This window comes from Mucilaginibacter sp. PAMB04168 (assembly GCF_039634365.2).
Classification (GTDB): Bacteria; Bacteroidota; Bacteroidia; order Sphingobacteriales; family Sphingobacteriaceae; genus Mucilaginibacter.
The window spans coordinates 2941912-2967560 of sequence record NZ_CP155079.2 but is presented as its reverse complement, the minus strand read 5'-3'; the positions used below and the strand labels follow the sequence as shown (position 1 = coordinate 2967560).

Sequence of the window (25649 nt, the reverse complement as noted above, 5' to 3'; positions counted from 1 at the left end):
AGTTTAAGTTTATGAAGATAAGATTAATGTTTAGATAATAAGATGACTATTTTGTTACAATCTGTGACCATTTATAAATAAGAAAGCCCGAAGAAAAATTCTTCAGGCTTTCTGTCGTTCAACCACGACTTATAGTTTTAGATTCGAACTTTCAATTCTTGTTTCTAAAGCTTACTCGAAGTATTCCTTCATCCGTTCGAAAAAGCTTTTCTCATTTTTGCCCGGATTGGGTTTAAAATTAGGAGAGTTTTGCAGCTTTTCTAGCAGATCGCGTTCTTCACGGCTCAAAGCTTTGGGTGTCCAGATGTTGATATGCACCAACTGATCGCCACGGTGATAGGAATTTACTTCAGGCACGCCTTTACCCTTCAAGCGCAGGATTTTCCCACCCTGAGTACCAGGCTCTATTTTAATTTTGGCTTTTCCATCAATGGTTGGCACTTCAACACTAGTACCTAGTGCGGCGTCAACAAAGTTGATGTGCATATCATAGATCACATTGTGGCCATCGCGTTTTAGTGTCTCGTGCTGTACTTCCTCAATCAGTATGATCAGGTCGCCGGGTACACCGCCGCGTGGCGCTGCGTTACCTTTGCCACTCATGCTCAATTGCATGCCTTCACTCACGCCGGCAGGTATGTTAATGCTGATGGTTTCTTCTCCTCTAACTACACCATCGCCATGGCAAACGTTGCATTTTGAGGTGATGGTTGAGCCTTCGCCATTACAGGTAGGGCAGGTGCTGGTAGTCTGCATCTGACCCAAAATGGTATTGGTTACCCGGCGTACTGCACCTGAGCCGCCACATGTTTTACAAGTTTGAAAAGACGATTTGTCTTTAGCACCTGTACCATCGCAGGTATTACATAAAACCTGTTTGTTTACTTTTATCTTTTTTTCAACCCCATTTGCAATTTCTTCAAGGGTTAAACGAACTTTAATGCGCAGGTTGCTGCCACGGGCTACACGCCTGCCTCCACCACCTTGCTGACGACCGCCGCCTCCACCGAAAAAACCTTCAAATGGACTGCCGCCGCCAAATATATCGCCAAACTGACTGAATATGTCATCCATATTCATGCCTCCACCGCCGTAACCACCGCCATTAGGCGATTGTGCATTAGCTGCATGGCCAAACTGGTCGTAACGCTGGCGCTTGTCGGGCTTGCTCAATACCTCATAAGCTTCGGCTGCTTCTTTAAAAGCTTCCTCTGCGGCCTTATCACCCGGGTTTTTATCCGGGTGATACTTAATGGCCATCTTACGGTAGGCTTTCTTGATCTCGTCCTCACTGGCCCCGCGTGAAACCCCAAGTACGTCGTAATAATCTCTTTTTGACATAATATTTTGGTTATTACGTTATTGAATTATTAAGCAAGTGCCAGCAATTAGTAACATAAAAGCTCAGGCAGCAACCTCCTAATAACAAAATAACCTAACTACTTACTAACTAATTAAGCGCCCACTACTACTTTAGCAAAACGTACTACCTTATCATTTAGGTAGTAACCTTTTTCTAGTTGATCAACTACTTTACCTTTAAGGTCATCGGTAGGTGCAGGTATATTGGTAATTGCTTCATGAATGTCAGCATCAAAGGTGGTTCCTGTAGCTTCCATTTCCTTAAGACCTTTTTGAGTCAGAATATTTTTAAGCTTAGACTGTACCAGGAGTACGCCTTCTTTTACAGCGTTTACATCCTGTGCGTTTTCCATTGCTTTAATAGCTCTTTCAAAATCATCCAGCACAGGTAGCATAGATACAATTACTTCTTTACCAGCAGTTTGTAATAGCTCCACACGCTCTTTAGTAGTGCGGCGCTTAAAATTGTCAAACTCAGCGTACAAGCGTAAATATTTATCATTAGCTTGTGCCAGGTCTTCCTTTAGCTTTGCCTCTGCCGATAGTTCAGCTTTAACTTCTTCAGCATTTACGTTTAATTCATCAGCCAATGGATTTTCGGCTTGTTCTTCAGGTGTGGTATTCTCCGTGTTCACTTCGTTTAAATCTTCTGTATCAGGTGTATCCTGCTTCTTATTCTTGTTAAACATGTCTTTAAAGTTCATGATAATGTTGCAAATCAAGTACCTTGCCATAGCCGCAAAGCGGTCAGCCTGTCAGTAGGTATTCGACAAATTGGGTAGAAATGTCTCTCCGGATTCTGCCAGCGGCCATAATCCGTTGTGTGTTGTCAGTTATATAACAGGGGTTGTCAGTAGCATGTTACAACTTGCGAAGGAGAGCTTGCAAGGGAATGCAACGCTTATTAACCTTAAACTAGCCCCTAAATTATGCTATCTGAACGTCCTCCAGTACTTTGCCTGATTCGCATTTGATAATGCGAGATGGAAAAGTACGGATGATATGGTAATCATGCGTTGCAACGACCACCGCAGTGCCTGATAGGCTGATCTGTTTCAGGAGCATTACAATTTCCTCGGATGTGTCCGGATCCAGGTTGCCGGTTGGCTCATCAGCCAATATAATTTCAGGATCGTTTAGTAAAGCTCGCGCAATTACTACACGTTGCTGCTCGCCGCCCGAAAGTTCATGCGGCATCTTTTTTATTTTTGAACGCAGGCCTACTTTTTCCAGTACATCACGGATACGGTCTGCAATTAGCTTTTTATCTTTCCAACCGGTGGCTTTCATTACAAAGTGTAAGTTTTGCTCTATAGTTCGGTCGGTTAATAATTGAAAATCCTGAAATACAATGCCCAGCTTACGGCGTAGGTAAGGAACATCCCTGGTAGCCAGCTTCTTTAAATCGTAACCCCCGGCATGTCCTTCACCAGTAGTAATATTTAAATCGCCATAAATTACTTTAAGTAAACTGCTTTTACCCGAGCCGGTCTGACCGATAAGCCAAACAAAATCGCCTTTATCGATATGCAGGTTTACATCAGACAATACCAGGTGCTTTTGCTGAAAAATATCAACGCCTTGCAGTTTTATAACGGAATTTCCAATCATTTACTTTTATAATTCAAGTTTCAATATCTGGCCAAAAGGCAGGTCTTTTATCAGGTTCATAATGTAATCGGCCTTATCGCCCAACCCAACCTTGTCCAGCGATTTATCAGGTCTGTCTACCCTAAAATAGGCCAGGAGTGTAAATTGCTCATCGCGTAACTGCACATAGTCGGGTATTTTGGCAACGCCTTTTACTTTGATGATATACATGCCCTTCAAAAGTACGTATTTTTAAAGATTAGACAAGAACTCCATTGTATCAATTCCGTCGGCATAATCCCAAAGCGCAGGCTGCTGGCTCTTACCAAAATCAACCACCTGTACTTTAACAGGCAAATTTACCGTACTCACTATACATTGTATCTGTTCCCTCTGTTCCCTTAAAAGTGCTTCTGCTGCATCTAAGTCCTCATACTCTTCGTAATAAAGTACGGCCAGGGGAGAGGCTAAGCGGGTGTCTTCCTTTACCAATAAAAAACCATTGTCGAGGTGCTTATCTCTGTTTACCAGGTATATTGCTTTGTTATAATCGTAGTTGTTGTGGTACTTGTGATGCTGTGCAATGTGGTGATAATCTTCAATGGCTTCAAAAAACGGGATGAAGTTATAGCCTTTAGGCACCAAAAGTTTTGATACGTTACGGCAACCTAAGCCGTAGTAATCAAAAATATCTTTTCCAAGCTCATGTAGCTGTTCAGTACTTTCCTGGCCAGTTAAAAATGCGATACTGTTCCGGTTCTTGCGTATAATGTTAGGCACTTTGCCAAAGTAGTATTCAAAATATCTAGAAGTGTTGTTGCTTCCTGTAGCTATAATAGCATCAAAACCTTCCAGGCGTTCAATAAACTGGTAGCTGCCGGCTAATTGCGGTTCAATATTTACCAGCAATTGTAAAACATACTTAATTAATCGTGCATCTTGTGATGACGCTTTTATAAGCGCAATATTGCCGCTTGCAAATACACAAAGCACATCATGAAAACCCACCAATGGGATGTTGCCTGCAAGTATTAACCCAACTTTTTTAGAAGCATGTTCTTTAAGCTGATAGTGGTTCAGCCATTGCCCAAGGTTATTTTCGGTTAAAGATAAGCCTGTTGCCTGTATGGCCTGCTGCACACTCTCAGGCGTGAACCAGGGGTTTATATTGCGTTCACTTTCTACCAGCTGCTGCAATGTAGCATCGGGATTAAGCAATTGCCTGCCCAAATTGGCCAGTATTTGGATTAAATATGACTTGTTGAAAATTGACATATATACTATACAGATGTGGAAACCAGCAAACGTTTTTTTTGTTATATTTGCAAGCCTTTTCAAAAAGGCAAAGGTAAACAGAATAATAAGATATAGAGCTAAAGATATATGGCAATTGTAATCACAGACGAATGTATTAACTGCGGAGCATGTGAGCCGGAATGCCCAAATAACGCAATTTACGATGCCGGAGCCAGCTGGCGTTTTTCGGACGGTACTGAGCTTAAAGGTGTTATTGATTTTGGTGATGGAAACACGCTAAGCGCTGATGAAGCGCAAGCCGCAATATCGGATGATATATATTATATCGTTCCAGACAAATGTACCGAATGCGTAGGTTTTCATGACGAGCCACAATGTGCTGCTGTTTGCCCGGTAGATTGCTGCGTAGACGACGAAAATGTTCGTGAGACTCAAGAGGAGCTGATTGCTAAAAAGCAGTGGCTACACATGGAAGGTTAAACACAACAAAATTTATTTTTAAAAGGGATACTCAAACAGTGTCCCTTTTTTGTTTACCGGGAAGTAATTATAAATTAGCAGCATGGAATACGGCATAAGTAAGTTAGCAATAATACCCATAAGGGCTGAGGGCAGCGATAGAAGCGAAATGGTGTCGCAGTTGTTATTCGGTGAAACTTACGAGTTATTAGAACGGCAGGATAAGTGGGTGAAAATTGTAACCGCCCATGATGCTTATGAAGGTTGGATTAGCAGCAATCAGGTATCACTGTTAAATTATGAGGATTACCTTTCTCTGCAGCAAACTGATGTTATATTTACTACACAGCCTGTAACCATAGCTAATAAGCAAAGCGATAACAGCTTATTGTACCTGCCTGCGGGCAGTAACTTGCCTTTTTACGAAAATGGCAGTAGCTGGATAAATAACGAAGTGTTTGGTATAAATGACCCGGGTGACCGGGAGGCGGATCTGATTGCTACTGCCAAGACTTATTTAAACACGCCTTATTTATGGGCCGGCCGTACCCATTTTGGCATTGACTGCTCGGGCTTTGTGCAGGCAGTATACAAGCAACATGGTATACAGTTAAGGCGAGATGCCAGTCAGCAGGTAGAGCAGGGCACGGCCGTTGACTTTTTGCCATCGGCACAAGCCGGCGATCTGGCCTTTTTTGATAACGACGAAGGGCGGATTGTGCATGTTGGTATAATGCTCAACAGCGAGCAAATTATCCATTCATCGGGCCGGGTTAAAATAGAAGCTATAGACGGTCAAGGGATATATTCGGAAGAGTTTAAAAAGCATACGCACAAGCTGCGCATTATCAAGCGAATACTTTAGTTAGAAAGCAATATCCCAGGCAATAATGCGCTTGTCATCGCCGGTTGAAATTAGTTGGTTACCGTTCCAAGCTAATTTATTGACAGACAACTGGTGGCTGGCGTAGCCTTTCTCCCGGCTGATGATTTTGTAAAGTTTAAAGTCATCAGCGCCCCAAATTTTAATGCTTTTATCCATACTGGCGGATGCAAAATAAGGCTCCGTAGGATGAAAGACGATATGGTTTACGGCAAATAGGTGTGCTGCAATGCTTTGTTGTAAGGTAAGATCTGAAGCGTTCCAAATCTTTATTTGTGCATCACGTGCTCCCGATACAAGGTGCTGGCCATCGGGCGAATGCTGAACTGTGAACACTGCCATGGTATGATCACTTAATGTGCTGATAAAGCCATAATCATGCAGGCTATAAATCTTTATCGAACTATCCCTGCATCCAAAGGCAACCTGCGTTTCATCGGGCGAAATGCTGATGCTCCGAACTGTATCAGTTGATATCTGTATGGTATGTATCAGTTCAAAGGTATTCAAGTTCCAAATGCTTACCGTGCCATCTTCAGATGCCACAAGCAGTTCTTGCTTTCCTTTAACAGATTTAATATCAAATATAGGTTTGGTATGCTGTTTTAGTATACCGGTAATCTTCTGCTCAATAAAATCGAAAACTAATACTTGACCGTTACGTAGACCGGCAAACATTAACGGAAAGCCGGTAGGGCAATGAATAGCATACACCGAAGCTACTACCGGGAACATAACTTTAATGAAGGTCTGTTTTTCCAAGCCCCACTCCACTAAACCTTTATCATTCCCCGCGCTGAACAAAATTCCAGACTTTTGCGAAAGTTCTAACGCAAAAATGGGGTTCTGATGTCCGGATAATTCAAATGACTTTTCTACTTTCATTTAATTTGTTCATTAGCGTGTTTGGTTCGTTAGTAACTCAGAAAGGGCTATAAAAAATAGTGAACGGATGCACTAATGAAACACTAAACAGTTATTTATGCCTTTGCTCCAGATTTTTGGCAATAGTTTCTAACTTCAAACCCTTTTCGCGAAGCAACACCAGTAGGTGGAATACAAGGTCTGATGCCTCATTAATCAAGTCGGTTTCGGTTTCTGCCAGGGCAGCTATAACGGTTTCTACACCTTCTTCGCCTACTTTTTGAGCTATTTTATTAAGACCTTTGCCTCGCAGTTTGTTGATGTACGAACCTTCTTGCGGATTAGTGTAACGGTCCTCAATAATATTTTCCAGTTCCAAAATGAAATTTTGGTTATAGGTGGTTTGGAAGCAGCTGCGTGCGCCGGTATGACAGGTAGGCCCATCGGCTTTAGCTTTTATCAGGATGGTGTCGTTATCACAATCGAGATGAATGCTTACGACATGCAAAAAGTTATTGCTGGTTTCGCCTTTAGTCCATAAACGGTTCTTTGAGCGGGAGTAGAACGTGACAATGTTTTCTTGCACTGTTTTATTATAGGCATCCTTGTTCATGTAGCCCAGCATCAGCACTTCTAACGTCTGTACGTCCTGTATAACCACCGGCACTAAGCCATCGGGTGATTTGGTGAAATCTATTTGCATTATTGATTCTTAAGTATTGCAGGAATAAGCGTTGCCTTCTTGCATTTGTCATCAGTTAAACATGTTGAAAGAGAGCAATCACTCACGTTCCGCATGATCTAAGTTATGTTTTATCTTACTTCTATTTGACGCGTTCTTAAACTCTCTTTTAAATCCGGTATCAAAATTTCGCCGTAATGGAAAACTGAAGCGGCCAAGGCAGCATCTACATTTGTTTGTTCAAACACATCTATGAAGTGCTGCACGTTACCTGCACCACCAGATGCAATAACCGGGATACGCACGGCATCATTTACCACTTTTAAAAGAGTGTTATCAAAACCAGCCTTTGTTCCATCATGATCCATAGAAGTAAGCAAAATTTCACCTGCTCCACGGCTTTCAGCCTCCTTAATCCAGCTTAGCGTTTCCTTATCTGTGGCTATGCGGCCACCGTTCAGGTGTACAATATTGGTATTGCCAATATGACGTGTATCTACCGCTACAATAACAAACTGCACACCAAAAGCTGCTGCCAGTTCATCAATCAGCGCTGAGTTACGTACAGCGGCCGAGTTGATTGATATTTTATCGGCACCGGCGTTTAACAGTGCGTCGGCGTCAGCAATTTCGTTAATGCCACCGCCTATCGTAAATGGGATGTTAATTTGGCGGGCCACAGCTTTAACCAGTTCTATCAGGGTTTTGCGTTTTTCGTGCGTAGCTGTAATGTCCAAAAAAACCAGTTCGTCAGCACCTTGCTGGGAGTAGTTCCAGGCCAGCTCAACAGGGTCGCCGGCATCACGTAGGTCAACAAAGTTTACGCCTTTAACCGTGCGTCCGTCCTTAACGTCAAGGCAGGGAATAATGCGTTTGGCGAGGCTAGATGCCATCGGCTTTGTAAAGGGCGAGTTTAGATTTTCTTTTATCTCTTGCAAAGCAAAATGCTATTATAACCTGCCATCAAATTAAGTAACGAGCCTTTCTTTTCTTGCTGATTAACTTAGCACTTAAAAAAGTTCTCACACTCGAAATGACAGGTTGGTTGGTATTTTCAGGTTGTGCTTTATATCGATATTAACGATTTTAAGTTCCAGTTTTTCACATCGTCAATGGTGATGCGATTTTCATAGATGGCTTTTCCAACCACACAGCTTTCTACTTTTATCTTGTTAAGTTGCTCAATGTCTTTCATGGAGCTAACGCCACCAGACGCTATAAGCTTAATAAAAGGAGAGTGGCTCAATAATTTTTTGTACAGCTCTACACCTGCACCACCTAGTTTACCGTCTTTGTTAATATCCGTACACAAAAAACGGTAAAAGCCCAGGTGCAGGCAGCGGTCAACATAATCAATCAGTTTAATAGGCGAGCTTTCCATCCAACCCGAGTATTTGATTACTTCATCAAGCACATCAATAGCTACCACAATTTTGTCAGAACACTTGCTTTGGCCACACATGGCTTTGCTCAGTTCATCTAAAAAAGTTGGATTACTGATAGCTTGCGTGCCTACTATTACACGGGCTATGCCTGCATCTGTGAGCTCCTGAACTTTTTCAATACTGCGGATGCCACCACCATATTGAATTTTCATATCTGTTTTTTTAATTACATCAAACAGATATTGTTGGTTACTGAAATCGCCTTTGGCGCCATTCAAATCAATAATATGGATGAGTTCGGTACCGATAGACTGGTAGCGCTCAATCATTTCTTCAAGGCTCACATCATACTGCGTTACCTGTTCATAATCGCCTTCACGTAACCGAACAACTTTTTTGTTCAGAATGTCAATAGCAGGAATAATATACATGCCTTTATATTTTTGAAAAGTTTGCTAATAATTTTTCCCCAAACACACCCGATTTTTCGGGGTGAAATTGTACGCCATAAAAGTTGTCATGCCAAATTGATGCCGAATACTTTAAGGTGTAATTAGTTGAAGCCAAGGTAAATAAATTACTGTGCTCAATGTAGTAGGAGTGCACAAAATAAAAATGTGCGCCATTGGGTATGCCGTTGAATAACGGGTTCTCTTTATCTTGTAATACGCGGTTCCAGCCGGTATGCGGCACTTTATAGTGCTCGTTATCTTTAAAACGCAATGTCTTGTTCGGAAAAATATTCAGTAAATCGGCATTACCTTCTTCAGAATAAGCTGTCATTAACTGCATGCCCACGCAGATGCCCAGTGTTGGTTTTTTAAGGGCTTTAATAGCTGGCACAAGACCGGTTTGCTCCAACTTGTTCATGGCTGCTCCGGCATGGCCTACACCCGGAATGATGTATCGCTCGTAGTGTTCAAAGTCGGCTTCGGTGTGTATCATGCCATACGGAATATTCAATCTGTCGAGCGCAGACGTAAGCGAAAAAATATTTCCTGCACCATACCTAACGATGCCTATGCTGTTGGAGGCATTTGGCCGGGAAGGTGAACTTTGTATTTCGGAGTCTTGTTTTTCCGTAACTTCCATTATTTAATATTCTCCTTAGCCGATTACAGTACGCCCTTGGTACTGGGTAGAACCATATTATTTACATCTCTGCGCACAGCCATTTTAATGGCTTTGGCAAAAGCTTTAAATATAGCTTCTATTTTATGATGTTCGTTATACCCTTCAGCTTTTATATTTAAATTGCATTTAGCAGCGTCGGTAAACGATTTAAAGAAATGATAAAACATCTCGGTAGGCATATCGCCCACTTTTTCACGCTTAAAGTCCGCTTCCCACATCAGCCAGTTACGGCCGCCAAAATCAATAGCAGCTTGTGCCAGGCAATCGTCCATAGGTAAACAGAAGCCGTAACGCTCAATACCCCGCTTGTTGCCCAATGCAGTTGCCATAGCTTCTCCTAAGGCAATACCGGTATCTTCAATAGTATGATGCTCATCGATATGCAAATCTCCTTTAGCCACTACTTCCAGATCAACACTACCATGACGGGCAATCTGATCAAGCATGTGGTCGAAGAAGTGGAGGCCGGTATTTACTTTAGCCTCGCCCGTGCCATCTAAATCTATTTTAATGTATATATCGGTCTCCTTGGTGGTACGGCGGTGCTCAATAACACGTTTGCCCACTTTTAAAAACTCATATACTTTTTGCCACTCGGTAGTTTTAATACCGATAGTAGCGTTTATAGCGGCTATTTCTTCTGTGGTAAATTCTTTAGCACCCATACCTATGCCATCGTTTATCCAAATGGCTTTAGCGCCCAGGTTTTTTGCCAGCAGTACATCGTTCAGCCGATCGCCTATTACAAAAGAGTTAGCCAGGTCATACTTCTCGGTGTCGAGATATTGAGTAAGCATGCCTGTGCCAGGCTTGCGGGTAGGCGCATTATCGGCTGCAAAAGTGCGGTCAATAAAAGTGGCCTCAAAGTTAACACCCTCGTTCGCGAAAGTTTTCATTATAAGCTCATGCACAGGGAAGAAGTTCTCATCCGGATGAGCAGTCGTACCCAAGCCATCCTGATTAGTTACCATCACCAGCTCGTAATCCAGCTCTTTAGCTATGCGGGGCAAGTAGGTAAGCGCACCAGGATAGAACGTCAATTTATCAAAAGAGTCGATCTGCTCATCGGCACACTCGCTAATCATGGTGCCATCGCGGTCTATAAACAACACTTTTTTAAGATTGCTCATTTAAAGTTTTGTAAAGTGTTAATGAGGGTAATGTTTTCCTGTGGGGTACCTACTGTAATGCGCAACGAGCCTTCGCATAATTCTACCTTAGAGCGGTCGCGCACAATGATGCCGTTTTGTACCAGGAAATTGTATATGCCTTTGGCGTCGGTGGTTTTAACTAATATAAAGTTAGCATCTGAGGGATAAATATCCACCACAAAATCAAGGTCTTTCAGTTGGAGTACCAGTTTATCACGCTCGGCCAAAGTTTCTTTGATCCAGCTGTTTACCTGCTCGGTGTTTTGCAAGGCTTGCAAAGCCAATTGCTGCGAAGCCTCGTTGATGTTGTACGGTGGCTTAACGCGGTTCATTACCTCAATAATTTCTTCGCTGGCAAAGGCCATGCCTACACGTAAACCGGCCAGTCCCCAGGCTTTAGACAGGGTTTGCAAAACAATGAGGTTAGCATATTCCGTTAGTTCCTGTATAAATGTTTTTTGACGGCTAAAGTTGATATAAGCTTCATCAACCACTACCAGGCCGTTAAAGTTAGATAGCAGCGTTTCAATGTCATCGCGGTTAATAGAATTACCGGTTGGGTTGTTAGGTGAGCAAACAAAGATAATTTTGGTTTGGCCATCAATTGCCTCGGCTATGCCATCTAAATTTAACTGGTAATCATCAGTTAAGTTAACCTTCCGGGTTGCAACGTCATTAATATTAGCCGATACCTCGTACATGCCGTAGGTTGGGGGTACCAATATTACGTTGTCGGTACCTGGGTTGCAAAAGCTTCGGAATAGAATGTCGATAGCTTCGTCGCTGCCGTTCCCTAAAAAGATGTTACGCGGTGGTACGCCTTTAATTTCGCTTAAGCGCTTTTTTACGGCATACTGTAGCGGGTCGGGATAGCGGTTGTAGTTCTGGTCCAAAGGCGATCCGAATGCATTTTCATTGGCATCAAGGTATACGCTGGCCTCGCCCTGAAATTCATCACGAGCTGATGAATAAGGCTTCAAGTTCTTTATATTTTCTCTTAAGATATTATTGATGTCGAACATGGTAGTCATGATTTGCTCATTATGGCTCCGTTCATTGCCATAGTGTTTAGTTAACTTCTGATTGCATCCTTACACTTACCGCATTTCTATGTGCATGCAGGCCTTCCAAATCGGCCAGTATCTCCACATGCGGACCGATGGCTTTTAAACCCTCGGGTGTTAGGTGTTGAAAGGTAATCTTCTTCACAAACGAATCAACGGAAACCCCTGAGTAGGCCTTGGCGTAAGCACTGGTTGGCAGCGTATGGTTAGTGCCCGATGCATAATCACCCACACTTTCAGGCGTTTGGTTGCCTAAAAATACTGAGCCAGCGTTAATAATGCTTTCCGTTATCTGCTGCCAGCTTTCAGTGGCGAGTATCAGGTGTTCGGGGGCGTATTGATTGCTGAATTGCATTGCCTCGCTCAAATCGTTTACCAAAAGGGCATAAGAATTAGCAATAGCTTGTGCGGCAATTTCGGCACGTGGCAATATGGGTAGCTGCTTTTCCAGCTCGGCAATAGTCTGCTCAATAATATGGGTTGATGTGGCTACCAATATACTCTGACTATCGATACCATGTTCGGCCTGAGCTAATAGATCAGCTGCTATATACGCCGGGTTTGCAGTTTCGTCGGCAATCACTAAAACCTCCGACGGGCCCGCTGGCATATCAATAGCAGTTACGGTAGTTGATTGAATAATGGTTTTAGCTTTGGTTACAAATTGATTGCCAGGGCCAAAAATCTTATCAACTTTGGTTATTGTAGAAGTTCCGTAAGCCATCGCTGCAATAGCTTGTGCACCACCCGCCAAGTATATGCGGTCAATATCTAACAGTTCGGCCACATAAGCTATAAAGGCATTGAGCTTTCCATTTTTGCCCGGAGGCGAACATACCACAATTTCTTTGCAGCCGGCAATACGAGCAGGTATACCCAGCATTAAAAAAGTGCTTGGCAAAACGGCAGATCCACCGGGTATGTACAAACCTACTTTTTCAATAGGCCGCAATTCGCGCCAGCAGGTTACGCCCGGCATGGTCTCGATCTTGTTTTCCGATTTTAACTGGCTCTCATGAAATTTGTAAATGTTTTGATAAGCCACCTCGAGCGCTGTTTTTTGCTCTGGAAGCAGGGCGGTAGCTATTTCGGCCAGTTCTGCTTTGTCGAGATAAAGTTTATCCAGCACAACTTTATCAAATTGGCGGGCATAGTCCAGCAAAGCCAGGTCGCCCTGCTGTTGTACGTTGCCAATTATAGTTTCTACAACCGTACGTATCTCGTTGGCCGGGTCAATGTTGCGTTGCACCAGGTCGTTGACCTGAGCTTTGCTTAATTCGGCGTAATTATAAACCTTTAGCATATTAAACTTATTAATAGCTCCCCTGATGGGGACTGGGGTTTTACAATATTATTTTTTCGATAGGCATTACCACAATGCCTTGTGCGCCGGCTTGTTTTAGCTGGCTAATGCGATCCCAAAAATCGCGCTCGGGTATCACTGTATGTACGGCAACCCACTCAGACTCGGCCAGTGGTACTACCGACGGACTTTTAACGCCAGGTAACAGCGATAACACTGTATCAAGGTTGGTGCGCTCTACATTTAAAACCACATACTTGGTTTCTTTAGCCCTCAACACCGATTGGATACGCTGAATAAGTTCCTGTATAAGATCTTCACTTTCAGAGCCTTGGCGACCAATAAGCACCGCCTCGCTCGACATTACATCGGCAAAAGGCTTTAATCCGTTGCTTTTTAAAGTGCCACCGGTTGATACTAAGTCACAAATGGCATCACTTAAGCCCAAACCCGGCGATATTTCAACCGAACCAGATATGGTGCGGATATCGGCACTGATGTTTAGGCTGTCTAAATGTTTTTTAAGGATAACAGGGTAGGTGGTAGCTATAGAACGTCCGTTTAAGTCGGCAACATCCTGAATGCTGGTGTTATTGGGAACAGCAATCTTTAGTGAGCACTTGCCAAATCCAAGTTTTTGCAAATAGCGAACTTTAACTTCTGTCTCTTGTATTACGTTTTCGCCTACTATCCCTAAGTCGGCAATGCCATCCTGCACGTATTCAGGAATGTCGTCGTCACGCAGAAAGAGAATTTCGAGCGGGAAATTCGAAACAGGGGATATCAGTGAGCTTTTGTAATTTTCAAAATTTAAGCCGCAGTTTTTAAGCAGCTCTACTGATTTTTCATTGAGCCGTCCAGATTTTTGGATAGCTATTTTAAGTGTTTTCACAAGTTGGGGGTATTATACTATAAATAAAACGGGGTTTGTTATTTCGCGTAGAAACATACATCATTATTATCGCCACAGGGGGCGATGGTGCATATGCAAATGATGTAAATTGAAACCGTTCATTTAATAGCTAACTTTTTGATGAGCTGCGGCAAATATAATTAAAAAGAGTTTAGCGTCAAGAGTAAAGAACGAAGACTTGGTTACATTTTTCAATATAGTTATACACCAAGTCTGTATCATTAACTCTCTATTCTTTACTCTTTCACTTAATTAAGTCGAGCACGTCACTTATTGGTTGATCGCTGTTGATGAGGATGCCGGTAACACCCGCAGCCTCGCCGGCTTCAACGTCGCGCTCGCGGTCGCCTATAAAATAAGATAGTGTTGGATCAATGTTGTGTTGGGCTATACCTTTCAACAACATGCCAGGTTTGGGTTTACGGCAATCGCAATCGCCGGTAAACAGTGGGTGGTGTGGGCAAAAGTATATATCGGTAAAGGTAACGCCATGTTGGGCATAAGTATCCTTAAGGTGCTGGTGCATTTCGGCCAGCTGTTCTTCGGTATACCAGCCTTTGGCTAAACCGCCCTGGTTGGTAGCTACAATTAACAGGTATCCGCTGTCTTGCAATTCCTTTAAAGGTGCAAAGTTATGTTCAAGTACCTTGAAATTTTCAAGGCGGCAAACGTAGTCACCTAATTCTTTATTTAAGACGCCGTCGCGATCTAAAAAAACGGCTTTATTTTTTTGCTCCATTATATTTTATTGAGCCAAAGGTAACCAAACTTTAATAATGCCCTTACTTTAGAATGAGTATAAATTACCGTATGCTTTGATTGTTCCTGGTTGCGAAATTTGAAATAAAGGGTTACTGGGGCTTATTAAATTTTGAATTATCGCAAAAAAGCAATTTTTATTTTGTGTAAAATCTAAAAACAGTATATTCGTGATAGTAGCCCAATTTACAATATCTTAATTTAAACATGGATCAAACAGAATGTGAACAGCAAGGCCTATACAGGTCTGAATTTGAGCACGACTCCTGCGGAACTGGATTTATTGCTAATATAAACGGCATTAAGTCTAACCAGATTATTCATGATGCGCTAACTATGCTCGAAAATATGGAGCACAGAGGAGCCTGTGGTTGTGACCCCGAATCGGGAGACGGCGCGGGCATTCTTATACAATTGCCGCATGAATTTTTAATGGAGGAGTGTTCGGATATAGAGGTGAGTTTGCCCCAGCCAGGCGAGTATGGAGTAGGTATGTTATTTTTTCCTAAAGACTCTGCCCTGAAGAAAGCTTGTCGTAACGTAATTTATAGTGCGGTTGAAAAATTAGGATTAACCATTCTTGGTTTCCGTAAGCTCCCGGTTAATTCATCGGTAATTGGCGAAACTGCCCGTACTGCTGAACCCGATGTGGAGCAGGTATTCGTATTAAGACCTTCGGCCATAAATAACACCGAAGATTTTGAGCGTAAGCTTTATGTGCTTCGCCGCTTCATAAACAAAACCGTTAATGAAACCATTGCTGGAGCTGGTGAGCATTTTTACTTCACCTCGTTTTCTTGTAAAACTATTATCTACAAAGGTCAGGTAACTACGTATCAATTACGCCAGTACTTTACAGATCTGGCAGATCCCCGTTTGGTATCGGGCTTTGCCATGATACACTCGCGTTTTTCTACTAATACTTTCCCATCATGGAAACTGGCTCAGCCTTTCCGCTTAATTGCGCATAACGGCGAGATCAATACCCTTACCGGTAACTTAAACTGGTTCTTCTCGAGTGTAAAGTCTTTAGCTTCGGCATACTTTAGCCGCGAAGAAATGGAGATGCTGTTGCCTGTTATTGATAATAACCAGTCCGACTCCGCTTGCTTAGATAACATTATAGAGATACTGCAGCACTCAGGTCGTTCATTACCGCATGTAATGATGATGCTGATACCAGAGGCTTGGGATGGTAATGAACAAATGGACCCGCTTAAAAAAGCGTTCTATGAGTATCATGCCACTATTATGCAGCCTTGGGATGGCCCGGCAGCTATTTGTTTTACCGATGGTAAACTGGTAGGTGCTTTGCTTGACCGTAATGGTTTGCGTCCGTTGCGTTATACGGTTACCAATGATGGTAGAGTTATAGCAGCGTCAGAAACTGGTGTTTTGGCCATTGATGAAGCTACCGTAGTAAGCAAGGGCCGTTTACAGCCAGGCAAAATGCTTTTGATTGATACGGTGCAGCATAAAATTATTACTGACGAAGAAATTAAAAGTGAAATGGCGGCTCGCCAGCCGTACGACCGTTGGCTGGAAAACTACAAAATACGCTTAGAAGATCTGCCCGATCCGCGCGTTACATTTACCAGCTTATCGCCCGATTCGGTTTTTAAGTACCAACAGGTATTTGGTTACACACGCGAGGATATAGACGGCATCATCAAGCCAATGGCATTAGATGCTATGGAACCTATTGGCTCCATGGGAACGGATGTGCCATTAGCTATATTATCTGATAAACCTCAGCATCTGGCAAGCTACTTTAAGCAGTTCTTTGCCCAGGTAACCAACCCGCCAATAGACCCTATTCGCGAGCGTTTAGTGATGAGTTTGGCTACCTTTATAGGTAACAACGGTAACTTGCTTGATGAGGACAAAATGCACTGCCACTGCGTAGCGCTTAAACACCCCATCTTACGTAATCACCAACTGGAAAAACTCCGTAGTATCGATACAGGGTTATTCCACGCTAAAACACTACAAACTTACTTTAAGGCTGATGGCCAACCCGGCTCACTTCAAAAAGGTATTGAGCGTTTGTGCCGGTATGCCGAAGATGCGGTGGATGATGGTTTTGAAGTATTAATACTGAGTGACCGCGCTTTGGATTCAGAGCACGCCGCCATTCCATCTTTGCTAGCTGTTTCAGCAGTTCACCACCACCTTGTTAAAATTGGCCGCAGAGGTGCTGTAGGTTTGGTTGTTGAAGCAGGGGATGTTTGGGAGGTGCACCATTTTGCATGCCTGCTGGCGTTCGGTGCAACTGCAATTAATCCGTACCTGGCGCTTTCTACCATCGAGACCATGAAGAACAATGGTAGCATTGCCAGTGAGCTTGATATTAAATCACTATCTAAAAACTATGTAAAAGCCGTAAACTACGGATTGCTTAAGATCTTCTCTAAAATGGGCATATCTACATTGCAGTCTTATCACGGTTCGCAACAGTTTGAAATACTGGGTTTAAATAAGGAGGTGGTTGATCGTTATTTCACTGGCGCTGTTACCCGTATTGGTGGTTTAGGCCTCGATGAAATAGCCCGTGAATCTTTAAGCAAACATAAGTTTGGTTTTACCACATCAAAGGGTGAGGTTAAATTGCTGCCGGAAGGTGGTATTTATCAGTGGAAACGCCGTGGCGAAGCTCACTTGTTTAACCCACAAACGGTACACTTGCTGCAACACGCCACCAGTACCAATAATTTTGAGGTTTATAAAACCTACGCCCGTTTAGTAAACGAACAAACTGAAAAGCACTTTACCATACGCGGCTTATTAGACTTTACACATCATCGCGAGTCAATCTCTGTTGATGAGGTTGAACCTATAGAAAGCATCATGAAGCGTTTTGCTACCGGTGCCATGTCATTCGGTTCTATTTCGCATGAGGCTCATAGTACGCTGGCTATTGCCATGAACCGCATTGGCGGCAAGAGTAACACCGGTGAAGGTGGAGAGGATGAAATGCGTTATGAAAAATTGCCTAACGGCGATTCTATGCGTTCGGCAATTAAGCAAATTGCCTCTGCACGTTTCGGGGTTACTTCTAATTACCTCACTAATGCCGATGAACTGCAAATTAAAATGGCGCAAGGCGCTAAACCGGGCGAGGGCGGACAATTACCTGGTCACAAGGTGGATGCCTGGATTGCCAAAACTCGTCACTCTACACCTGGCGTAGGTTTAATATCGCCGCCACCACACCACGATATTTATTCCATTGAGGATTTGGCGCAATTAATATTCGATTTAAAGAATGCTAACCGTGCTGCGCGTATAAACGTTAAGCTGGTATCGAAAGCCGGCGTAGGTACCATTGCAGCAGGTGTAGCCAAAGCCCATGCCGATGTGGTACTGATTGCTGGTTATGATGGCGGTACAGGTGCGTCACCAATAAGTTCAATTAAACATGCTGGCTTGCCTTGGGAACTTGGCTTGGCCGAGGCACACCAAACTTTGGTACGCAGTAAATTACGCAGCCGTGTGGTTTTACAGGCCGATGGGCAGATGAAAACCGGTCGTGATTTGGTGATAGCAGCCTTGTTGGGTGCCGAGGAGTGGGGCGTTGCTACCGCAGCTTTAGTTGCCAGTGGTTGTATTATGATGCGTAAATGTCATCTAAATACCTGCCCTGTAGGTGTGGCCACGCAAGACCCTGATCTGCGCCGCTTATTTAGCGGCAAGCCCGAGCATGTGGTTAACCTGTTCCGTTTCCTTGCCGAGGATATGCGCGAAATTATGGCCGAGCTGGGCTTCCGTACTATTAATGAAATGGTAGGACGCGTACAATTTCTGCGTGTTAAGGATAACATACAGAGCTGGAAAGCTAAGAAAGTTGATTTGTCTGGCATACTGCATCCAGTGACCAATGCTAAGGGTAACACCTTGCATAACAGTCAGCAACAAGATCATGGTATGGACAATATCATTGACTGGAAACTTTTGGAAGCTGCCCAGCCTGCGCTGGCAGACCGGACACCTGTTTTCGCATCATTTGACTTGAAGAATATAGACCGCACGGTAGGTACGCTACTTTCAAATGAGATATCCAAGAAATATGGTTCCGCGGGCTTGCCTGAAAATACTATAAACTTTAAATTTAAAGGTTCTGCCGGTCAGAGCTTTGGCGCATTTGCTGCTAAAGGGATAGCCTTTGAGCTGGAAGGTGAGGCCAATGACTATGTAGGCAAGGGCTTGTCTGGTGCTCAGTTAGCTATCTATCCAAAAGGTGATGCAAGTTATGTGCCTGAAGATAACATCATTGTGGGCAATGTGGCTATGTATGGTGCCACATCAGGCGAACTATTTGTGCGTGGTATGGCTGGTGAACGTTTTGCTGTTCGTAATTCTGGTGCCACAGTGGTGGTAGAAGGAGTGGGTGACCACGGCTGCGAGTACATGACCGGCGGACGTGCACTTATTTTAGGTAAAACAGGCCGCAACTTTGCAGCAGGTATGAGCGGTGGCATTGCCTGGATTTACAACCCTCAAGGCGATTTTGCAAGCAACTGCAATACCGAGATGGTTGACCTGGATCCACTAACTAAACAAGACGAAGAACAAATTACAACACTGTTAAAAAAGCATGTGCACTTAACCAACAGTAAGCTGGCGGAGCATTTATTGAACAACTGGCAGTCGGTTGCTTTAAATTTTGTGAAGGTGTTTCCTAAGGAGTACAAGAGAGTTTTGTTGCAACAAGAATATCAAACATCAGCTAATTAAGAAATGGGAAAACCTACCGGATTTCAAGAATATAACAGAGAGCTTCCTGGCAAATTAGCGCCCGAGGAGCGTGTGAAGAACTATAACGAGTTTGTTGGTTTATATAGCGATGATAAACTCAATGAGCAATCGGCACGGTGTATGAACTGTGGCATTCCTTTTTGCCATTCGGGCTGTCCGCTTGGTAACGTAATACCCGAGTTTAACGATGCCGTTTACCGTAAAAGTTGGGATGAGGCATACGAAATATTATCTACAACGAATAACTTCCCGGAATTTACCGGCCGTATTTGCCCGGCGCCATGTGAGTCCGCCTGCGTGTTAGGTATTAATAAACCGCCGGTTGTTATTGAAGAAATTGAGAAGCATATTATTGAGATTGCTTACCAGCGTAACCTTGTTAAGCCAAGCGCACCCTTTATCAAAACCGGTAAAAAGGTTGCTGTTGTTGGTGGTGGCCCTGCCGGATTAGCCGCTGCTGCGCAGTTGAGTAAAGCCGGCCACTCGGTAACCGTTTACGAGCGCGATGACCGCCCGGGTGGTTTATTACGCTATGGCATTCCAGACTTTAAGTTGGAAAAATGGGTAATTGACCGCCGCTTAAAAGTAATGGAAGATGAAGGTATTGTATTTAAATGCAATACTGAGGTAGGCAAAGACATATCAATGGATGAACTTACCCGCAACAACGATGCAGTAATACTGGCCGGAGGTTCAACGATACCTCGTAACCTGCCTATTCCCGGGCGCGATTTAAAGGGCGTTTACTTTGCAATGGAGTTTTTAAAACAGCAGAATAAACGCGTTAGTGGAACGGAGTTTGCAGGCGAAGAAATTCTGGCAACTGGTAAAGATGTAATTGTAATTGGCGGTGGCGATACCGGATCTGACTGCGTGGGTACATCTAACCGCCATGGTGCCAATTCGGTTCACCAGTTTGAGGTGAGCTTAAAACCACCGCGCGAGCGTACACCGCATATGCCTTGGCCAAACTATCCCATGGTGCTTAAAACAACCAGTTCGCATGAGGAAGGTTGTCAGCGATACTGGGGCGTGAACACCAAAGAGTTTTTGGGTGACGAGAACGGTAATCTGCGTGCATTAAAAGTGGCAGATATAACTTGGGAAACCGATGTAACCGGCCGACCTATCAAATTTGTGGAGATAGAAGGATCCGAACGCGAGATGCCTTGCCAACTGGTGTTTTTAGCTATGGGCTTTTTGCACCCGCAGCATAATGGCATGATTGAGCAGGCTGGTGTTGAACTGGATGAGCGCAAGAATGTAAAAGCTAAAGAAGGTGTTTACCGTACTAACGTAAGCAAGGTGTTTGCTTGCGGTGATATGCGCCGCGGACAATCGCTGGTGGTTTGGGCGATATCTGAAGGCCGCGAAACAGCCCGCAAAGTAGACGAGTTTTTAATGGGACATACTATGCTGGAAAGCAAGGACGCTGTTAGCGCCTTTGCTTACTAGCTTTTGTTTAGTAAATAGTTAATTAAAGGTTGATTGGGTTGATTGAAGTTTAAGTGTTTTAATTGTAAGGAGCCCGTAGTTGGTTAGTATTTGGGTTGAGAATAAATAGTTTTCAAGAAAAAATTCAAACAAGCTCCTGCAAAGCACTTAAATGACAATCAACTTCAATCAGCAAACCCTATTCTGCTTCTGGGAGGTGGATTTCAGCCAGCATACAACGGGCACTGCCACCACCAATAGTTTCAATTGTGGTTAAGTTGGCAGACACAATTTCGGTGTACTTTTCTAAAGTTTTTACTTGGTCGTCGGTAAGTGAATGATGTGCGCTTTTTGACATTACCAAAAGGCTTTTCCCGTCTTTACTTTGTACTTCCAGCATGTTGCCGGCAAAGCTGTTCATCTGCTCTAAGGTGATCGCAATAATTTCTTTATGCGTATTTTTAAGGGAATCAACAACTACTTGCTTTTCGTTGTCGTTTGCTAAACTATCCAGGCATATAACAGCAAAATTGTTGCCCACACACATCATCACGTTAGTATGATAAATGGCTTGCTGCTTGCCGTCTACTGCATTGAACGTAACGGCTGTAAAGCCGAGGTGCTTGCAGAAAGTTTCTAATACATCTGCATCAGTTCGGGGCGATAAACAGGCATAAGCTACCTTATTCTCACGATCGAGCACTATACTGCCGGTACCTTCCAAAAACTTGTTCTCTAGCTCAAAACGGCTTAAATCGATGATATGGTTTACCTTAAACTTGTCCTCGAGTTTGCGTATCACGTCTTCACGGCGCTCCAGGCGTCGGTTTTCGGCGTGCATTGGGTAAAGCAATACATCGCCATTATCATGAAACGAAACCCAATTGTTAGGGAAAACAGCATCAGGCTTTTGTGGCTCTGTGGTATCTTTTAAAACGGTTATGTTAACCCCTTTACTTACTAAAAGATTTACAAATGCGTCAAATTCTTCTAACGCTTTTTCGGCAACTTGTTGTAGTTCCCGGTTGTTTTGCTGAAAGGCATTGCTTTCTGCTGTTTGTTCGTTAAAGCCAAAATTGGCTGGCCGAATCATTAATATTTTGGAGGTGGTTTGACTCATTGCTTATAAGAAGTTCAATGTTTTAGTAATAGGCTAAATAAAATTTAACACCTGGCATTACGATGTGTTTTGTGTTTGATTTGCGAAATAAGATGAAACACTATAACAGTATGCAACGTCGGTTTCTAAATAATATCATCACGTAGCAACGGTAAACTCATACAATGAAAACCACCCCTTGCGCGCGATAGCTCTGATGATGGCATCAAAATTAAGGTGTTCTGCAAACCCTCCGGAGATTGTTCTCCGTTTTCAAATTGCTGCAAAAGTTCTGCAACCTTTACCACGCTAAAACCTGCATCTTTAAAAGCTTCAACTGTTTTATCGTTGCGGTCATATCCTAAAACAACACCTTCTTTAAGAGCCAGCAGGTTGCACGAGTCTGTCCACTGCTCACGGGCATCAAACGGGAAGTTATTATTGCCCGAATAGATAAATCTGGTGCGTTCTAAACTGTTTAAATCATTCAGGCTAACATCATCCAGTAATTCCTCAATGCAGCTGAAATGCCGGGGCTTGTCTTTTCCGTATATAAATTGTACGATCTCGGTCTTGTCTTTCGGCTTTTTATCTCCAAACCAACTCAGTGGATCAGACGCGGTAATAGCGGCATCTGCTTTAGCCAGCGAGCCTAACAAAACCCAAACATTGCGTTTTACTTGTGTAAAAACCGTATCAATATGCATGTAATCCCGCTTATGCGGTATTTTCAATACAGTTACTTTATTAACCACCTTATTATCAAACAGCAATTTGATGGCTTCATATGCGCCGCTAAGTGACGTACGCTCGCTGCAGCCAATAATAACATGGTTTTTACTTACCACCATTACATCGCCGCCTTCAAGCGTAGTTTTTTCTTCCTGGTCTTTGCCCGGGCGTAAGAAGTTTTGTATAGGTTCAGTTATCTCCAAGATATTGTCGCGGTAAGCAGCAAACATGGGGTGATTAAAGAAGATATACCTTGCAAGCAGTGTTTCCCTTGAGCGGGCTTTTTTAGCAGGCTTATTAATAAGGATATAATTATTAATGGTTATGCCAATATCACGAGAGAAGATCAGATTAGGTATTGGCGCAAATATCATATGGTCTTTATGCAGAGAGCCTGAAATGAAGATTTTAGCCAATTCAATAGGTGGAGTATTATACAGCTGCTGCTGCAGTCTGTAATTGCAGCTTTCAATGGCACAAACCGATGCCGTCAGCTTCTCGCGGATAACATCATCTTGCAAAATGTCGGCCAGTAAGGTTTGAATCTCGATAACTTTATCAGAAGCATAAAAGGCCGAATGATCAGGTTTGAAAAAGTTGCGTTGGGCCTGTGGTGCGTCTATTCCTTGTAATTTGCCTTTAATTTTGTTGGTGTCTAAAAAGTAAAGCAGCAGTTTTACATAATAGTCATACTCATTTCGGCGCATGGTATCTAAATGCACAATATCCTCAAACAACCAGTCTTGCGCTTTTGAGGGTACAACTTTACCTAAGCCGCTATCCGGGCTGTGTATGAGGAGCGCTCTAAGGGTGCCTATTTCAGAATTTACGTTTAATTTTAACTGTTCAGCGAATGATGTCATAAAGTAGTACAGAAGAACTCAAAGTTATTGATTTATTAATCAATTCAATTAATGGCGTTAGGTTAAGTCAATTTATTAATTTTGCCGGATGGATTTTATCATTGACGCTACTATAAAAGCTGTTGAGCAATTATATCAAACAAATATAACCGCACAGGATGTTAACCTACAGCAAACCCGCAAAGAGTTTGAAGGGCAGGTAACCATTGTAACATTTCCTTTTACCAAGTTTTCCCGTAAATCGCCCGAGCAAACTGGTCAGGACATTGGCGCATACCTGCAAGCCAACTTACCTGAGGTTGCTGGCTTTAATATAGTAAAAGGGTTTCTGAATATTTCAATCGCCGATGTTTACTGGCTGGCTATATATAATAATGTAGTATGTAGAGAGGAGTATGGCGTAGCCGCCCGCAATGGTAAAAAAGTAATGGTAGAGTACTCATCGCCGAATACTAATAAGCCGCTGCATTTGGGCCATGTGCGTAACAACCTGTTGGGCTATTCGGTAGCGGCTATTTTACACGCTGCCGGTTATGAGGTAATTAAAACGAACCTTGTTAATGACAGGGGTATCCATATATGCAAATCTATGCTGGCCTGGCAAATGTTTGGTGATGGGGAAACACCACAATCATCCGGCTTGAAAGGCGACCACTTGGTGGGTAAGTATTATGTTATTTTCGACAAGGAGTATAAAAAGCAAATAGATCAGCTAAAGATTAACGGCAAAACCGAGGAAGAGGCGAAAAAAGAAGCGCCACTCATGTTGCAAGCGCAGCAGATGCTACAAAAATGGGAGGGAGGCGATGAAGATGTGATAGGCCTTTGGAAAACGATGAACGGATGGGTTTACGAAGGCTTTGCTACTACATATAAAAAGCTGGGTGTAGATTTTGACAAATACTACTACGAGTCGAATACCTATTTATTAGGTAAGGATATTATTGAAGAAGGCCTTACAAGGGGTGTTTTCTTCAAAAAAGAGGACGGCTCTGTTTGGATCGACCTGACTGAAGAAGGCCTCGATCAAAAGCTTGTTTTGCGTGCCGACGGAACATCGGTATATATCACACAAGATTTAGGCACCGCACAGCTTAAATACAATGATTTTGGGATGGATGAATCGATATACGTGGTGGGCAACGAACAAGACTACCACTTTAAGGTGCTCTTCCTTATTTTACAAAAGCTGGGTAAAACATGGGCTAAAGGATTATTTCACCTGTCCTACGGTATGGTCGATTTGCCATCGGGCAAGATGAAATCGCGAGAAGGTACAGTAGTCGACGCCGATGATCTTATCGCCGAAATGGAGGCTACCGCTAAAGAACAAACCGAGGCTTTAGGCAAAACAGAAGGCTTAAGCGATGCTGACAAACAGCACTTATATTATATTATAGGTATGGGGGCCCTTAAATATTTCCTTTTAAAGGTCGATCCACGTAAGCGTTTGCTGTTCGATCCGAACGAATCCGTAGATTTTCAAGGCCATACTGGGCCGTTTATTCAGTATACTCACGCCCGTATCAAGTCTGTTTTAAGTAGGGTAGGAGATATCGGTTCTACAGCAAGTATAAAAACGCTCGATCCGGTAGAGCGCGATTTGGTTATAACCTTATCGCAATATCAGGAAACAGTAACGCAGGCAGCGAAAGACTTTAATCCGGCCGCTATAGCCAACTATATATATGAGCTTGCTAAAGCTTATAACAAATTCTATCACGAAAAGTCGATTCTTCAGGCAGAAACAGAAGAGTTGAAGCGTTTCCGTTCACAATTATCTGCATCAACTGCCAATGTTATTGCACAAGGCATGCGTTTGTTAGGAATTGAGGTGCCAGAACGTATGTAAGCTTGTAAATTTTCTTTGAAATTAAAGAGGGGTAGTTGGCTTAAGTGCCAGCTATCCCTTTTTTTGTTACCGAATGTTTAATCAAATTTTAATAAAGTGTAAGTGCTT

22 protein-coding genes are annotated in these 25649 nt (G+C 43.1%); 5 read left to right on the top strand and 17 right to left on the bottom strand.

What is annotated here, in order from left to right; translation table 11 throughout:
- Positions 1-171: 171 nt before the first annotated feature.
- The 5 genes from dnaJ to ABDD94_RS12570 all read right to left on the bottom strand — a co-directional run bounded on the left by dnaJ (position 172) and on the right by ABDD94_RS12570 (position 4227).
- Positions 172-1341 (bottom strand): molecular chaperone DnaJ, encoded by a 1170-nt coding sequence (dnaJ, locus tag ABDD94_RS12590; protein ID WP_345951736.1) that lies wholly within the window; start codon positions 1339-1341, stop codon positions 172-174.
- 113 nt (positions 1342-1454) lie between these two features.
- Positions 1455-2051 carry a nucleotide exchange factor GrpE gene (locus tag ABDD94_RS12585; protein WP_345955985.1) on the bottom strand — a complete coding sequence of 199 codons (597 nt, stop codon included), beginning with the start codon at positions 2049-2051 and terminating at the stop codon, positions 1455-1457.
- A 238-nt stretch (positions 2052-2289) separates the two neighbouring features.
- On the bottom strand, positions 2290-2973 hold the full coding sequence (locus ABDD94_RS12580) for an ATP-binding cassette domain-containing protein (protein WP_345951738.1): 684 nt from the start codon (positions 2971-2973) through the stop codon (positions 2290-2292).
- A 6-nt stretch (positions 2974-2979) separates the two neighbouring features.
- Positions 2980-3183: a fructose-6-phosphate aldolase gene (locus ABDD94_RS12575; protein WP_169610682.1), complete on the bottom strand. Its 204-nt coding sequence runs from the start codon at positions 3181-3183 to the stop codon at positions 2980-2982.
- 21 nt (positions 3184-3204) lie between these two features.
- Complete coding sequence (locus tag ABDD94_RS12570; protein ID WP_345952542.1) at positions 3205-4227, bottom strand: acyl-CoA reductase; 1023 nt, start codon at positions 4225-4227, stop codon at positions 3205-3207.
- Positions 4228-4335: 108 nt separating this feature from the next.
- Here ABDD94_RS12570 and ABDD94_RS12565 point away from each other — a divergent pair, with 108 nt between their 5' ends.
- Together ABDD94_RS12565 and ABDD94_RS12560 are read left to right on the top strand one after the other, a co-directional pair.
- Positions 4336-4689 carry a 4Fe-4S dicluster domain-containing protein gene (locus ABDD94_RS12565; protein WP_345951740.1) on the top strand — a complete coding sequence of 118 codons (354 nt, stop codon included), beginning with the start codon at positions 4336-4338 and terminating at the stop codon, positions 4687-4689.
- Between the two features lie 82 nt (positions 4690-4771).
- Positions 4772-5533, top strand: a complete 762-nt coding sequence (locus tag ABDD94_RS12560) for a C40 family peptidase (protein ID WP_345952541.1) — start codon at positions 4772-4774, stop codon at positions 5531-5533.
- Here ABDD94_RS12560 and ABDD94_RS12555 read toward each other — a convergent pair whose 3' ends face one another.
- From ABDD94_RS12555 to ABDD94_RS12510, 10 genes are all read right to left on the bottom strand, one after another.
- Positions 5534-6436 carry a WD40 repeat domain-containing protein gene (locus ABDD94_RS12555; RefSeq protein ID WP_345952540.1) on the bottom strand — a complete coding sequence of 301 codons (903 nt, stop codon included), beginning with the start codon at positions 6434-6436 and terminating at the stop codon, positions 5534-5536.
- Positions 6437-6527: 91 nt separating this feature from the next.
- A complete protein-coding gene (hisIE, locus tag ABDD94_RS12550; RefSeq protein WP_345952539.1) occupies positions 6528-7118 on the bottom strand; it encodes a bifunctional phosphoribosyl-AMP cyclohydrolase/phosphoribosyl-ATP diphosphatase HisIE in 591 nt (196 codons plus the stop codon).
- A gap of 110 nt (positions 7119-7228) precedes the next feature.
- Positions 7229-7990, bottom strand: a complete 762-nt coding sequence (hisF, locus tag ABDD94_RS12545) for an imidazole glycerol phosphate synthase subunit HisF (protein ID WP_345952538.1) — start codon at positions 7988-7990, stop codon at positions 7229-7231.
- 173 nt (positions 7991-8163) lie between these two features.
- Entirely contained in the window at positions 8164-8913 is a 750-nt protein-coding gene (locus ABDD94_RS12540) for a 1-(5-phosphoribosyl)-5-[(5-phosphoribosylamino)methylideneamino] imidazole-4-carboxamide isomerase (RefSeq protein WP_345952537.1), read from the bottom strand.
- 4 nt (positions 8914-8917) lie between these two features.
- Positions 8918-9574: an imidazole glycerol phosphate synthase subunit HisH gene (hisH, locus tag ABDD94_RS12535; protein ID WP_345952536.1), complete on the bottom strand. Its 657-nt coding sequence runs from the start codon at positions 9572-9574 to the stop codon at positions 8918-8920.
- A 23-nt stretch (positions 9575-9597) separates the two neighbouring features.
- A complete protein-coding gene (gene hisB, locus ABDD94_RS12530; protein WP_345952535.1) occupies positions 9598-10746 on the bottom strand; it encodes a bifunctional histidinol-phosphatase/imidazoleglycerol-phosphate dehydratase HisB in 1149 nt (382 codons plus the stop codon).
- On the bottom strand, positions 10743-11798 hold the full coding sequence (gene hisC / locus ABDD94_RS12525; RefSeq protein WP_345952534.1) for a histidinol-phosphate transaminase: 1056 nt from the start codon (positions 11796-11798) through the stop codon (positions 10743-10745). Before hisC ends, hisB begins: the two co-directional genes overlap by 4 nt.
- Before the next feature lie 37 nt (positions 11799-11835).
- Positions 11836-13134 carry a histidinol dehydrogenase gene (hisD, locus tag ABDD94_RS12520; protein WP_345952533.1) on the bottom strand — a complete coding sequence of 433 codons (1299 nt, stop codon included), beginning with the start codon at positions 13132-13134 and terminating at the stop codon, positions 11836-11838.
- A gap of 40 nt (positions 13135-13174) precedes the next feature.
- Positions 13175-14026 carry an ATP phosphoribosyltransferase gene (gene hisG / locus ABDD94_RS12515; protein ID WP_345952532.1) on the bottom strand — a complete coding sequence of 284 codons (852 nt, stop codon included), beginning with the start codon at positions 14024-14026 and terminating at the stop codon, positions 13175-13177.
- A gap of 265 nt (positions 14027-14291) precedes the next feature.
- Complete coding sequence (locus ABDD94_RS12510) at positions 14292-14786, bottom strand: HAD family hydrolase (RefSeq protein ID WP_345952531.1); 495 nt, start codon at positions 14784-14786, stop codon at positions 14292-14294.
- 227 nt (positions 14787-15013) lie between these two features.
- On the opposite strand from ABDD94_RS12510, the gene gltB reads away from it, so the two are divergent.
- Together gltB and ABDD94_RS12500 are read left to right on the top strand one after the other, a co-directional pair.
- Complete coding sequence (gene gltB / locus ABDD94_RS12505) at positions 15014-19540, top strand: glutamate synthase large subunit (RefSeq protein WP_345952530.1); 4527 nt, start codon at positions 15014-15016, stop codon at positions 19538-19540.
- Between the two features lie 3 nt (positions 19541-19543).
- The gene (locus ABDD94_RS12500; RefSeq protein WP_345952529.1) at positions 19544-21016 is read left to right on the top strand and encodes a glutamate synthase subunit beta; all 1473 of its coding nucleotides are present in this window, start codon (positions 19544-19546) and stop codon (positions 21014-21016) included.
- 178 nt (positions 21017-21194) lie between these two features.
- Here ABDD94_RS12500 and ctlX read toward each other — a convergent pair whose 3' ends face one another.
- On the bottom strand, positions 21195-22115 hold the full coding sequence (gene ctlX / locus ABDD94_RS12495; protein WP_345952528.1) for a citrulline utilization hydrolase CtlX: 921 nt from the start codon (positions 22113-22115) through the stop codon (positions 21195-21197).
- 125 nt (positions 22116-22240) lie between these two features.
- The gene (locus tag ABDD94_RS12490; RefSeq protein ID WP_345952527.1) at positions 22241-23689 is read right to left on the bottom strand and encodes an arginine deiminase family protein; all 1449 of its coding nucleotides are present in this window, start codon (positions 23687-23689) and stop codon (positions 22241-22243) included.
- Between the two features lie 88 nt (positions 23690-23777).
- Here ABDD94_RS12490 and argS point away from each other — a divergent pair, with 88 nt between their 5' ends.
- Complete coding sequence (gene argS, locus ABDD94_RS12485; RefSeq protein ID WP_345952526.1) at positions 23778-25541, top strand: arginine--tRNA ligase; 1764 nt, start codon at positions 23778-23780, stop codon at positions 25539-25541.
- The last annotated feature ends 108 nt before the right edge of the window (positions 25542-25649 follow it).